The organism is Rhizobacter sp., from assembly GCA_019635355.1.
Taxonomy (GTDB): Bacteria; Pseudomonadota; Gammaproteobacteria; order Burkholderiales; family Burkholderiaceae_C; genus Rhizobacter.
Genome location: JAHBZQ010000001.1, coordinates 3,970,262 through 3,982,936, shown reverse-complemented (window position 1 = coordinate 3,982,936; position 12,675 = coordinate 3,970,262). Strand labels below are relative to the sequence as shown.

The window sequence follows — 12,675 nt, the reverse complement described above, 5'->3', positions numbered from 1 at the left end:
CTCCTGGTGGTGGTGAGAGAGGCGAGCAGGTTCAAACGCCCAGGTACTCGTGGAGCTGGGCCATGCGGTCAGGCAGTTGCGCTTGGGTGAACTCTTGAATGATCCGGCCGTGCTCCATGACGAGGAAGCGGTCGGCCAGCGGTGCGGCGAAGCGGAAGTTCTGCTCCACCATCACGATGGTGTAGCCCTGCTTGCGCAAGGCCACCACCATCTCGGCGAGCTTCTGCACGATGACGGGTGCGAGGCCCTCCGAGATTTCGTCGAGCAGCAGCAGCTTGGCGCCGGTGCGCAGGATGCGCGCGACGGCCAGCATCTGCTGCTCGCCCCCCGAGAGGCGCGTGCCCTGGCTGCTGGCACGCTCTTTCAGGTTGGGAAACATGTCGTAGATCTGGGCGATGCTCATGCCGCCTTCGGCCTGCTTGGGCGGCAGCAGCAGGTTCTCTTCGCACGAGAGCGTCGAGAAGATGCCGCGCTCTTCGGGGCAGTAGCCGAGGCCCATGCGGGCGATGCGGTGCGTGGGGAGCGAGATGGCCTCGGTGCCGCGCACCTTGATGCTGCCTTTGCGCGAGCCGATGAGGCCCATGATGGCGCGCAAGGTGCTGGTGCGGCCGGCGCCGTTTCGGCCGAGCAGCGTGACGACCTCGCCTTCGTCGACGTGGAAATTCACGCCGTGCAGCACGTGGCTTTCGCCGTACCAGCCTTGGAGTTCTTTGACTTCTAGAAATCTGGTGGCCATTTTTCAGTGGGTCCTTTGCTTGGAGCGGCGGCGCGGGCTCGCTGCGGCGGGGCGCCGTGTTCCGTTCATGTCCCCCGAGTCGGGCTGCGCCCGCCTCTCCTCCTTTACCTCACTCCACACGGCGCCCCACCACAGCGAGCAAACCACCAGCCAGGCATGCCTCGCGCGGGGCATGCCACTGCAGTGTCTGGCCGAGGATGCCGGGTGACCGGCGCAGCGAAGTAAAGGAGGAGGCCAGGCGCAGCCTGGCCGGGGGACATGAGCGGAGCCGGTCACCCGGTGGCCTCGGCTCGCGCGGATCGACGCACGCAACATCAATGCGCCCCCTTCAATTCGACGTTCGTCGAGCCCATGTAGGCCTCGATCACCGCCGGGTTCTTCGACACCTCGGCATAAGGCCCTTCAGCCAGCGTGGCGCCGCGCTGCAGCACGGTGATGGTGTCGGCGATGCTGGCCACCACGCTCATGTTGTGCTCCACCATCAGGATGGTGCGGTTGGCCGAGACCTTCTTGATCAGCGTCTTGATGCGGTCCACGTCTTCCAGGCCCATGCCCTGCGTGGGCTCGTCGAGGAGCATCAGCTCGGGCTCCATCGCGAGCGTGGTGGCGATCTCGAGGGCGCGCTTGCGGCCGTAGCTCAGCTCGACCGTGGTGTGCTCGGCGTAGCTTTCGAGGTCGACCTGGCGCAGCAGCTCGAGCGCGCGCTCGTTGAGCGTGTGCAGCGAGCGCTCGGGTTTCCAGAAGTGGAACGAGGTGCCAAGCTTGCGCTGCAACGCGACGCGCACGTTCTCCAGCACGGTGAGGTGGGGGAACACCGCCGAGATCTGGAACGAGCGGATGATGCCGCGCCGTGCGATGTGGGCCGGGGCCTCGCCGGTGATGTCATTCCCGTTGAAGACGATCTGGCCGGAGGTCGGCGTGATGAAGTGCGTGAGCAGGTTGAAGCAGGTGGTCTTGCCGGCGCCGTTGGGCCCGATCAGCGCATGGATGTGGCCGCGCTTGACCTTCAGGTCGACCTGGTTGACCGCGACGAAGCCCTTGAACTCCTTGGTGAGCTTGCGCGTTTCGAGAATGATGTCGTCGCTCATTTGGACCCTTGCTGAGGGGAAGCACCCAGCCGCTCGGAGAGCCGGCGGGCGAGGTCGATCACGGTGTCGCGCTGCTGGGCGACGAAGCGGGCCTTGAGCCCCGCCTTCTGCATGCACACGCCCAGGCCGGCCACCACTTCGCCCGAGGCGCCACGCACCGGCGCGGCCAGGCAGTACACGCCCTGGCGCACGCTTTCGTCGTCGATGCTGTAGCCGCGCTCGCGCGTCTCGGCAAGCTCTTGCAGCAGATCGCTGCGGCGCATGGCCGGCAGGTTCATGTAGGCGGGCAGGCGCGCGGCGGGGTAGAGCTGCTTGACCCACGCCTCGTCGTGGAAGGCGAGCATCGCGCGGCCCGTGGCGGCGCGGTGGGCCGGCAGGCGCATGCCCACGCTGAAGGCCATGCCGAGCGGGCGCATGCCGTTGCGCACGCCCACGTAGACGACGTCGGTGCCGTCGAGCACCGAGAGGATGAGCGTCTCCTGCGGCACGGTGCCGAGGCTCGCCCACAGGCGCTCGAACTCCTGGGCCGGCGTGGTCGCCTCGGCAAACGCATGGGCGAGGCCCATCACGCGCGGGCCGATGTAGAAGGCGCCGTCGTCCTGGCGGCGCAAGTACCCCAATGCCACCAGGGTGTTGCACAGGCCATGCACACTGCTCTTGGGCAGCGTCAGGCTGGCTGCGAGTTTGGCCAGGCTCATGGCCCCGCGCTCTTTTTCCAGCAGGTCGAGCAAGGCCATCGCCCGCGCCACCGCCGGCACGAGGGCGGGCTTGGTGGGGGAAGAGGGAGTGGCCATCGGGAGCATGTGGGGTAGTTCAGCCTGTTGAACGCAATTCAGTTACATGAACACCGGGAGCCGAGTCTAAGAGCCGCCTGCAGCGCTGCAACATGCGCCGAACCCGCCCTAGGGAAAGTCCGCTCAGGGTTTGCGTGTTGGCGCTTTTGCGTAAGCCCCCGCAGGCGCGGTGCTGGCCCGGACGTTCAAAAATTTGAAGGCTCACGACAAGGTCGGTGAACGGCTTTGAACGATGCCCCCGTAGAGTGCCAACCTCATGAACACCTCAGCACCCCGCTACAGCGCCGTCGCCATCGCGTTCCACTGGATCCTGGCGCTGGCGATCGTCGGCGCGTTCGGCATGGGCGTCTACATGAGCGACCTGCCCTTCTCCCCGCAGCGGCTCAAGTACTACAACTGGCACAAGTGGGCGGGGGTGACGATCCTGGCCCTTTCGGCGCTGCGCCTGCTGTGGCGCCTGACGCACCGGCCGCCGGCCGACCTGCCCGCGCCGGCCTGGCAGAAGCTTGCCGCCCACGCCACGCACTGGGCGCTCTATGCCCTCTTCTTCGCGGTGCCGCTGGTGGGCTGGGCGTACAGCTCGGCCGCGGGCTTCCCCATCGTGTGGTTCGGCGTGTTGCCGCTGCCCGATTTCGTGTCGCCCGACAAGGCGCTGGCCGAGGCCATCAAGCCCTGGCACGGGCGGCTCGCCTGGCTGCTCGCGGTGCTGGTGCTGATGCACGTGGCCGCCGCCTTCAAGCACCACTTCATCGATCGCGACGGGCTCATCGGCCGCATGTCGCTGCGTGGTTGAAAGGACCCGCCCTCATGAAACAACTCATCGCCTCCGTGTTGCTCGCCTCCGTGGCCTTGGGTGCCGCGGCACAACAAAAGCTCGTGCCCGCCCAGAGCGAGATCGCCTTCACCAGCAAGCAGATGGGCGTGCCGGTCGACGGCAAGTTCAAGAAGTTCGACGCCCAGGTGGCCTTCGACCCGAAGAAGCCCGAGGCCGCCAAGATCGCCTTCACCGTCGACCTGGCCAGCGTGAGCTTCGGCTCCAGCGAGACCGAGAGCGAAGTCGCCAAGCCCGACTGGTTCAACACCAAGGCCTTCCCGCAGGCGACCTTCCAGTCGACCACCGTCAAGGCCACGGGCCCGGGCAAGTTCGAGGTGGCCGGCAAGCTCACGATCAAGGGCGCGAGCCAGAACATCGTCGTGCCGGTGGCGCTCGCCCAGGCCGGCGGCACCACCACGGCCACCGGCGGCTTCGTGCTCAAGCGCCTCGATTTCCGAATCGGCGACGGCGATTGGAAAGACACCTCGATGGTCGCCAACGAAGTCACCGTGAAGCTCAAGTTCGCGCTGACGGGCGTCGGGGCCCTTTAGCCCCCCAGTCCCTTCGCTCCTGCCCCCAAGGGGCGCCGCCTGGCGGCCCGGCAAAGCCGGCTCCGCGGGCGTTGCTTGATCACTCTTTCTCCACCACCAGGAAACTCACCATGACCAAGACCCTGCTCGTCTCCGCCCTGCTCGCCGTCGCCGGCATGGCCCAGGCCGAAACCGCCACCTACGCAATCGACCCGTCGCACACCTTCGTGACCTTCGAGGCCAACCATTTCGGCACCAGCACCATCCGTGGCCGCTTCGACAAGAAGGAAGGCAGCGTGTCGCTCGAGAAGGGCAAGTCGGGCAAGGCCGAGATCACCATCGACACCACCTCGGTCAGCACCGGCGTGGGCCCGCTCGACGGCCACCTGAAGAGCAAGGACTTCTTCAACGCCGCCGAGTACCCGACCGCCAAGTTCGTGGGCGACAAGTTCAGCTTCAACGGCGACAAGGTCACCACCGTCGCCGGCACGCTGACCTTCCTCGGCAAGACCCAGCCGGTCACGCTGACGGCCACCAACTTCAACTGCTACACGAGCCCGATGCTCAAGCGCGAGGTCTGCGGCGGTGACTTCACCACCACGATCCAGCGCACGCAGTTCGGCAACAACTATGGCGTGCCGGGCATTCCCGACAGCATCAAGCTCCTGATCCAGGTCGAAGCGGTGAAGCAGTAAGGCTCAGGCCGGGACGAGGTGGCGCCGCAGCACTGCACGCAGGTCCTCGTCCTTGAAGGGCTTGGCGAGGTGATCGTCCATGCCCGCCGCGAGGCTGTGCTCGCGGTCGCCCTGCAGGGCGTTGGCCGTCAACGCCACCACCGGCGTGCGCGGCAGGCCCTGCTCGCCTTCGTGCTCGCGGATGCGGCGGGCCGCCTCGAAACCATCCATCACCGGCATCTGGCAATCGAGCAGCACAAGATCGGGCGGTGAGGCGCGGAACGAGGCCACGGCCTGCAGGCCGTCCTCCACCAGCTCGACCGTGAGCCCCATGTTTTTCAGCGCCGCCTCGGCCACGAGGGCGTTGACGGGGTTGTCTTCGGCGAGCAGCACACGCCCTTGCAGCGGCACGCCCGCGTCGCCGAGGCCGGCCGTGGCGGGCGCCGGGTTCGGGGCTTCGGGCAGCTCCACCGTCACGGTGAAACACGAGCCTCGGCCCTGCTGGCTGGTGCAGACAAGATCACCGCCCATCGCACGCGCCAGCTCGCGGGCGATGGTGAGGCCGAGGCCGGTGCCGCCATAACGGCGGGTGAAGGAACTGTCGGCCTGGTGGAAGGCGTCGAAGATGCGCGGCACCTCGTCGGCCGGGATGCCCACGCCGGTGTCGTGCACCGCAATGCGCGCGCGCGAGCCGCGGTGCTTGGCCACCACCGTCACCGCGCCCGACTCGGTGAACTTGATCGCATTGCCGATCAGGTTGTGCAGCACCTGGCGCAGGCGCGACGGGTCGCCCCGCACGAAACAGGGCCGCGGCATGTGCAGCCGCGTCGTGAGCGAGAGGCCTGCCTGGAAGGCGCCCGGCACCGACAGCGACACCACGTCGTCGATCAGCGCGGCGAGGTCGAAGGTCTGCGGCGACAGGCGCACCTGCCCCGCTTCGAGCTTCGAGAAATCGAGGATGTCGTTGATCAGCGTGAGCAGGTGTTCGCCGGCCCGCTCGATCAGCTGCAGCTGCTCTTCGGGCCGCTTCTCGGGCGTGATCGCGCCGTCTTTGCGCAGCATGCGGGTGAGCCCGAGGATGCCGTGCAGTGGCGTGCGCATCTCGTGGCTCATGGTGGCGAGGAACTGGCTCTTCACGCTGCTCTGCCGCTGCGCGAGCAGCAGCGCTTCGGCGCGCTCTTCGGAGATGCGGTCGGTGGTGAAGCGCAGCGTGAGCAGCTCGCGGATGCGCGCCTCGGAGCGCCGCGCCTCGACCATCACCAGCGCCAGAAACGCCCACAGGCCGATGCCGGCGAAGAGGCCATAGCGTGTGCCGCTCATCATCTGCTCGGCCCCGGCCGGCAGCAGCATCGACAACAGGAAGAGCGAGCTGGCCCGAAAGCTCGGCTGCAGCACGAACATGCCGATCGCCGCCACCCCCACCAGCGAGGTGAGCAAGAGCGCCACCACGTGCGGGCTGGTGCTGGCGGGGATCCACGCCGTGGCCATGCCCCAGGTGAAGCCGTCGGCCACGAGCGTGATCTCGAGCCAGCGCCGCCAGATGCGGTCGCTCGGCAGCGTGGTGCGCACGAACTGGTGGGTGAGTGCGAGGCGCAGCGCCGAGACGGCACAACGCACCACGAACCAGCCCCAGGCGAGGCGTGCGTCGACATACGGGAGAAGGCCCACGCACACCAGCAGCGCGAAACCCACGCCGGCCAGCGTGGAGGTCTGCGCCCGCTCGTAGAGCATGACGGTCTGCGCGTCTTGGACGCGCGCGGCGAGCCCGGCATCAGCCGAGTCGGTGCTGGGCGGCGGCGTTCGCGATTCTGTTGACATCCCCCGCCCCCTCACCTGCCCATGACCCTCTGTTCAGATTGGCGCATTATCCCGAGACCGTCTGTTTTGAGCACCTGCCTTTGATCACGTTTGCACGCTGTTTTTGCACCACCATGCGCAAAGCATTGCTCGTGGGTGGGTGCCTGCTCTCGGGGCATGCGACCACGGCCCACGCACAGGCCGTCGCGTACCTGCTCGACGCGGCCCACACCCGGGTGCATTGGGAGGTGATGCACTTCGGCACCTCGACCACCCGAGGCCGCTTCGACGACGTGAGCGGCAGCCTCGAACTCGACGCCGCGTCGGGCACCGGCGAGGTGTCGATCGCGGTGCGCACCGCGTCGGTCAACACCGGCGTGCCACCGCTCGACGGCGTGCTGCGCCGCAGCTACCTGGCGAGCGAGGACCACCCGGTCGCGTATTTCGTGGCGAAGCAGTGGCGCTGGCAGCGCGATGCCCCGCTGGACGTGCGCGGCGAATTCACCCTGCGCGGTGTGTCGCTCCCACTCAGCCTGCGCGCCCCGGCGCTTCGCTGCTACCCGCACCCACTGCTGCAGCGCGAGGTCTGCGGCGCCGACCTCAGCGCCACCCTGCGCCGCAGCGACTTCGGCATGACCGACGGCCTGCCCTTCATCGGCGACACGGTGACCCTGGTGATCCAGGTCGAAGCGATCCGGCAGCCCTGAAGGCCGCGAGGCGGCGCGTCAGGCGCGGGCGACGCGGAAGCGGGCCACCGCCTGGGCCAGCAGGCCGGCCTGTTCGCGCAGGCTCTCGGCCGCGGCCGACGACTGTTCCACCAGTGCCGCGTTCTGCTGCGTCATCTGGTCGAGCTGGGCCACGGTGCCGTTGACCTGGCCGATGTCGCTGCTCTGCGCATTCGACGCGGCGGTGATCTCGCCGATGATGTCGGTCACGCGCTTCACCGAGCCGACGATCTCGTTCATCGTGGCGCCGGCGTCCTGCACCAGGCGCGAGCCCGATTCGACACGGTCCACGCTCTCGCCGATCAGGCCCTTGATCTCACGGGCCGCCTGCGCGCTGCGCTGGGCCAGCGAGCGCACTTCGCCCGCCACCACCGCGAAGCCGCGGCCCTGCTCGCCGGCCCGCGCCGCTTCCACCGCGGCGTTGAGCGCGAGGATGTTGGTCTGGAACGAGATGCCGTCGATCACGCCGATGATGTCGGCGATCTTCTTCGAGCTGGCGCTGATCTGTTCCATCACCTGCACGACCTGGCCCACCACCTCGCCACCCTTGGCGGCCACGCCCGAGGCCGAGCTGGCCAGCTCGTTGGCGCCGTGGGCGCTGTCGGCGGTGTGGCGCACCGAGCCGGTGAGCTGCTCCATCGAGCTGGCGGCCTGCTGCAGGTTGGACGCAGTGCGCTCGGTGCGCTGGCTGAGGTCGAGGTTGCCGGTGGCGATCTCGTTGGAGGCAGTGGCGATCGAGTCGCTGGTGATGCGGATCTGCGAGACCATCTCGCGCAGGCCGTTCGTCATCTCGCCGAGCGCGGCCTGCAGCGATTCGGGGTGCGCACCCGGCACCGCGGTCACGTCGAGGTCGCCCGAGGCAATGCGGCGCACCGACACGCGCAGCTGCGCCGGCTCTTCGCCCAGGTCCTTCCAGACCGAGCTCACGATCACCCACGAGGCCACGCCGAGCGCGAGCAGCACCACCAGCCCCGTCAGCACGGTGGCGATGAGGCTCAGCCGCACGCCGGCCGAGGCCGCTTCGTACTGCGCATCGACCTTCGCGCGGGCCGCTTCCTTGGCACCCGCGAGCACCTGGTCGAGGGCCTTCTGCGCGGCTTGCATCTTCTGCACCGACGCCATCGCATCGGGGTTCTTGTCGATCATGCCCTTGGCCGCGGCCGCCGCAGCCGTCTGGTAGGCGTCGAAGGCCGCGCGAAGGTCGCGCGCTTCGTCGTCCTTGCCGGCGAGCGACGCCATCGCGTCGAGCGCGGCATGGCCGCCCTTCACAAGTTCCTGCACGTCCTTCAAGCGCTCGGCATCGCCTTCGGCGGTGGCGGTCTGCACGGTGAGGCGCACGTTTTCGGTGACGCGGTCGACCTGCGTGACACGCGCAAGGAAAGGGTCGTCGATGCTGCGCAGCGTGGTGATGCCGGCCGACAGGCGGGCACCGATGGCGGCGCTGATGATCACGCCGACGATGAGCACCAGCGCGGCGCTGGCTGGAAGGCTCCAGATCTTGGTACGGAACTTCATGACTTTTCCTGTCGGGGCTGCGGGCGAGCCGGCCCTCCATCGAGGCGGCTCACCCACCATATCGGCACGGCGCGAGGCTCAGTTGAGCGTGGAGATGACCTTCACCGTGCCGTCAACGGCCGATTTCTCGATGTAGCCCACCGCCTTCGGGTCGGCGGCCACGGCCTTCTTGACGGCGGCGGCATCGGCCGCTTCCTTGGGCGGCTGCACCTTGCCCGAGAACACCAGGCGTGACCACGTGGCCTTGACCTGCGCGGCATCGCGGCCGGTGGCCTGCTTGTAGAAGTCGGCGCGGATGGGCGATGACTCCGGCAGGTCGACCACCGACACGCTCGGGTTCTTGCCGAGGAAGGTGTCGGCGACCTGGTCCTTGCTCATGGCGGCGGCCGAAGGGTGACCGATCACCACGAGGTCGGCGGCGGTGGCGCTGCCGATGAGGCCCGCCACGGCGATGGCGGCCACGACGAACGATTTGCTGCTCTTCATCGTCGCCCCCTCAGAACACGAAGTCGACGCCGAGCGTCACGACGTTGGCATCGAGGCCGGTGGGCGTGGTGCCCGAGGGCGGCTTCAGGCGGCCGTTGGAACGCGAACCCGTCTCGATGCGGTCGTACTGCAGCTTGAGGGCGGTGTTCTTGTAGACGTCGTAGCGCACGCCCAGGGCGGTCGTCTTCTGCGTCGGGGTGACCTGGTACAGCAGGGTGTTGATGCCGCCGTTCATGAAACCGCCTTCGGTTTCGTCCTTGATCAGCGCCTTCACCTGCGAGTGGATGAGGTAGGGCGTGAACTTGCCGAAGCGGTAGCCGCCGGCCACGTACCAGGAGCGGCTGTCGGACAGGATGCTGTCGCCGCGGTAGGACACGAATTCGCCCATGACGAACCAGTCGCCCGGGTCATATTGCGCGCCCAGCGACACGGCCGAAGTGCTCATGTCGCGGGTGTTGTACTTCTCCAGCATGTCGGTTTCGCCGAAGAAGGCCATGCCGGCGTAGAGCGGCGCAAAGCTGTCGATCTGCAGGTCTTCCTTGAGGTAGGTGTAGGACGCGCGCAGCGTCAGCGAGCCGAGCTCCACCGTGTCGTTGATGCCCCAGCTCTTCTTCGCCTTCGCGGTGCCACCGCCGGAGATCTTCACTTCGTTGGTGCCGTAGTAGGCCTGCACCGTGTTCGACGCCGAGCCGATCTTCGAGCGGTAGGTCGCGTCGACACCGTCGTTGCTGGTCAGGGGCAGCACGCCGTAGACGTCCTGCGGCGGGCGGGCCCAGGCGTGGGCGTAACCGACGAGGCGCGATTCCGACATCAGGTAGGCCGGCAGCGCGATGCGGCCCACACGCAGGTTCAGCGAATCGGTGGGCTTGTAGGTGACGTTGCCCCATTCGAGCTGCGGCCAGTACGAGGCGTCGTGCTGGTACTGCGAGATGACCTGCGCCACGGCGGACCACTGGCTGTTGAACGAGGCATTGACCTGCACGCCGAGCTTGCTGTCGGGGTTGCCCGTGGTCGAGCGGGTGGCGCCGGCGCCGTTGGGGTGGAACACGCTGCCGGTGAAGTCGGCCGTGTCCAGGTCGGAATGCACGGCGGCCAGCGTGCCGAAGCCGCTCAGCTTGTAGGTGGGTTCCGCCAACGCCGCACCGGCGCAGAGGGCAAGGCTGATCGCAGCCGCGAGTGGCCGCACAGAAAACTGATTCATGCAACAAACCTCAAATGGGACATGTCGGTCATTTCGGCCTCGGTGCCGATCGACTGAAGCGATTCGTGCGCTCTGCGGCCCTGCGTTTCGTGCCACAACTCGCACATTCACCCGCCCGGTGCGGCCATAAGCAGTGCGGCAAAAGCAGCTTTTGGGGTGGCACCCGTCACCCTGCGACACACCGGCGGCCCGCCGGGCAAACCTGCAAAAATGCCGGGCATGACCTCCACCGATCTCCAGGCCACCGTCGCCCGCATGGGCACGGCCGCACGCGCGGCCAGCACGCTCATGGCCGCGGCTTCCACACGCGCGAAGAACCACGCCCTCACCGCCCTGGCGCGTCGCCTGCGCGAGAGCGCCGCGCCGCTGGCCGATGCGAACCAGAAAGACATCGCCGCGGCCGAGGCTGCGGGCCTGGCCGCCCCGATGGTCGACCGCCTGCGCCTCACCGAGAAGGTGATCGCCACCGTGGCCGAAGGCTGCGAGCAGATCGCCGCCATGCCCGACCCGGTGGGCGAAATCACCGGCGTGAAGCGCCGCCCGAGCGGCATCAGCGTGGGTCAGATGCGTGTGCCGCTGGGGGTCTTCGGCATGATCTACGAGAGCCGGCCCAACGTGACCATCGAAGCCGCGTCGCTCGCCATCAAGAGCGGCAACGCCTGCATCCTGCGGGGCGGCTCGGAGGCCATCCATTCCAACCTCGCGCTGTGGAAGCTGGTGCAGGCCGCGCTCACCGAAGCCGGGCTGCCGGTCGACGCGGTGCAACTGGTGCAGACCACCGACCGCGCGGCCGTGGGCTTTCTCATCGCGTCACCGGAGTCGGTCGACGTGATCATCCCGCGCGGCGGCAAGGGGCTCATCGAGCGCATCAGCCGCGAGGCGCGGGTGCCGGTGATCAAGCACCTCGACGGCAACTGCCACGTGTACGTCGACGCCGAGGTCGACCTCGAGCTCGCGCTCAAGGTCACCGACAACGCGAAGACGCAGAAGTACAGCCCCTGCAATGCGGCCGAGTCGCTGCTGGTGCATGAAGCCGTGGCTGCCAAGTTCCTGCCGAAGATCGGCGCGGTGTTCGCCGCCAAGGGCGTGGAGGTGCGCGGTGACGCCACTGTGCTCGCGCTCTTGAAAGACGTGCCGCAAGTCAAGCTCGCCGAGGCCACCGAGCAGGACTGGAGCGAGGAGTACCTCGCCCCCATCATCAGCGCCAAGGTGGTGAAGAGCGTGGACGAGGCCATCGCCCACATCAACCGCTACGGCTCGCACCACACCGACGCCATCCTCACGACGAACCACCCGAACGCGATGCGCTTCCTGCGCGAGGTCGATTCGGCGAGCGTGATGGTCAACGCGAGCACCCGGTTCGCCGATGGCTTCGAATACGGGCTGGGTGCCGAGATCGGCATCAGCACCGACAAGTTCCACGCGCGCGGCCCGGTGGGCCTGGAAGGCCTCACCTCGATGAAGTGGGTGGTGCTCGGCCAGGGCGAAGTGCGCACCTGAGTCAGAGCAGCGCGGCCCTCAGGGCGCGCCACAGCGGCTCGTCCACCGCCGAGAGCAGGCCCACGGCCTCGTCGCCCGCGCGGTACGCACTGCCGTCGTAGCGCCCCACATGGCCCCCAGCCTCCTGCAGCAGCAGGGTGCCGGGCACGTGGTCCCAGGGCAGCGTGCGGTAGAACATCGCGAACTGCTGCTGGCCGGTGACGATGGCCGGGTATTCGACGCCGGCACAGCGCGCACCCGGCAGCGCCTGGCCAATGCGCCCGAGCTTGGCCTCGACCTGCTGCTTCAGCGCCGCCGGCAGGAATCTCGTGAGCACCGCACCCCGCGCCTCGTGCAGCGGCACGCTGCGATCCGGCACCCGCATGCGCTGCCCGTTGCAGAAGCAGCCGCTGCCACGCTGCGCCCGCCAGCGCTCGCCCGACACCGGGTTCAGCACCCAGGCGCCGATGGCCTCGCCGTCGATCACGAGCGAGGCCATGACCGCAAACACCGGCCGGCCCGCCACGAAGTTGGCCGTGCCATCCAGCGGATCGACGAGCCACACCATGCCGCGGTCCAGCCCCTGCAGCAGCGCCGGATTGGCCGCGCAGGCCTCTTCGCCGACCACGCGCGAACCGGGCCACAGCGCGAGCAGGCCGTGCTCGATGATGGTTTCGGCTTCGCGGTCGGCCACGGTGACGAGCTCGTCTTTCGCCTTCTCGATCACGTCGCCTTCGCGCAGCTGGCGAAAGCGCGGCATCACGGCGCGCTCGCTGGCCTCGGCCAGCAGCGGCAGCACCTGGTCGAACACCGAATCGGGGGAGGCCATGAGGCGA

The 12,675-nt window shown here is 68.1% G+C and carries 13 protein-coding genes; 5 read left to right on the top strand and 8 right to left on the bottom strand.

Annotation, left to right across the window (positions count from 1 at the left end; genetic code table 11):
- Positions 1–31 precede the first annotated feature (31 nt).
- The 3 genes from KF892_18300 to KF892_18290 all read right to left on the bottom strand — a co-directional run bounded on the left by KF892_18300 (position 32) and on the right by KF892_18290 (position 2,618).
- Positions 32–736: an ABC transporter ATP-binding protein gene (locus KF892_18300; protein ID MBX3626977.1), complete on the bottom strand. Its 705-nt coding sequence runs from the start codon at positions 734–736 to the stop codon at positions 32–34.
- Between the two features lie 314 nt (positions 737–1,050).
- A complete protein-coding gene (locus KF892_18295; GenBank protein ID MBX3626976.1) occupies positions 1,051–1,824 on the bottom strand; it encodes an ABC transporter ATP-binding protein in 774 nt (257 codons plus the stop codon).
- Positions 1,821–2,618, bottom strand: a complete 798-nt coding sequence (locus KF892_18290) for an IclR family transcriptional regulator (GenBank protein ID MBX3626975.1) — start codon at positions 2,616–2,618, stop codon at positions 1,821–1,823. The genes KF892_18295 and KF892_18290 overlap by 4 nt, the downstream gene beginning before the upstream one ends.
- 256 nt (positions 2,619–2,874) lie before the next feature.
- On the opposite strand from KF892_18290, the gene KF892_18285 reads away from it, so the two are divergent.
- The 3 genes from KF892_18285 (at position 2,875) to KF892_18275 (ending at position 4,657) form a co-directional block, all read left to right on the top strand.
- Complete coding sequence (locus tag KF892_18285) at positions 2,875–3,411, top strand: cytochrome b (GenBank protein ID MBX3626974.1); 537 nt, start codon at positions 2,875–2,877, stop codon at positions 3,409–3,411.
- A gap of 14 nt (positions 3,412–3,425) precedes the next feature.
- Positions 3,426–3,983, top strand: a complete 558-nt coding sequence (locus tag KF892_18280; GenBank protein MBX3626973.1) for a YceI family protein — start codon at positions 3,426–3,428, stop codon at positions 3,981–3,983.
- 110 nt (positions 3,984–4,093) lie between these two features.
- Positions 4,094–4,657, top strand: coding sequence for a polyisoprenoid-binding protein (locus KF892_18275; protein ID MBX3626972.1), 564 nt, complete (start codon positions 4,094–4,096; stop codon positions 4,655–4,657).
- A gap of 3 nt (positions 4,658–4,660) precedes the next feature.
- Here the strand turns inward: KF892_18275 and KF892_18270 are convergent, their stop codons facing one another.
- Entirely contained in the window at positions 4,661–6,454 is a 1,794-nt protein-coding gene (locus KF892_18270; GenBank protein MBX3626971.1) for a response regulator, read from the bottom strand.
- 113 nt (positions 6,455–6,567) lie between these two features.
- Here KF892_18270 and KF892_18265 point away from each other — a divergent pair, with 113 nt between their 5' ends.
- A complete protein-coding gene (locus tag KF892_18265) occupies positions 6,568–7,140 on the top strand; it encodes a YceI family protein (GenBank protein ID MBX3626970.1) in 573 nt (190 codons plus the stop codon).
- An 18-nt stretch (positions 7,141–7,158) separates the two neighbouring features.
- Here KF892_18265 and KF892_18260 read toward each other — a convergent pair whose 3' ends face one another.
- From KF892_18260 to KF892_18250, 3 genes are all read right to left on the bottom strand, one after another.
- Complete coding sequence (locus KF892_18260) at positions 7,159–8,673, bottom strand: chemotaxis protein (GenBank protein MBX3626969.1); 1,515 nt, start codon at positions 8,671–8,673, stop codon at positions 7,159–7,161.
- A 78-nt stretch (positions 8,674–8,751) separates the two neighbouring features.
- Positions 8,752–9,135: a hypothetical protein gene (locus KF892_18255; GenBank protein ID MBX3626968.1), complete on the bottom strand. Its 384-nt coding sequence runs from the start codon at positions 9,133–9,135 to the stop codon at positions 8,752–8,754.
- Between the two features lie 34 nt (positions 9,136–9,169).
- Entirely contained in the window at positions 9,170–10,360 is a 1,191-nt protein-coding gene (locus tag KF892_18250) for a porin (protein ID MBX3626967.1), read from the bottom strand.
- 219 nt (positions 10,361–10,579) lie between these two features.
- Here KF892_18250 and KF892_18245 point away from each other — a divergent pair, with 219 nt between their 5' ends.
- Positions 10,580–11,860 (top strand): glutamate-5-semialdehyde dehydrogenase, encoded by a 1,281-nt coding sequence (locus tag KF892_18245; protein ID MBX3626966.1) that lies wholly within the window; start codon positions 10,580–10,582, stop codon positions 11,858–11,860.
- 1 nt (position 11,861) lies between these two features.
- On the opposite strand, the gene KF892_18240 is transcribed toward KF892_18245, so the two are convergent.
- Entirely contained in the window at positions 11,862–12,650 is a 789-nt protein-coding gene (locus tag KF892_18240; GenBank protein MBX3626965.1) for an inositol monophosphatase, read from the bottom strand.
- Positions 12,651–12,675: the final 25 nt, after the last annotated feature.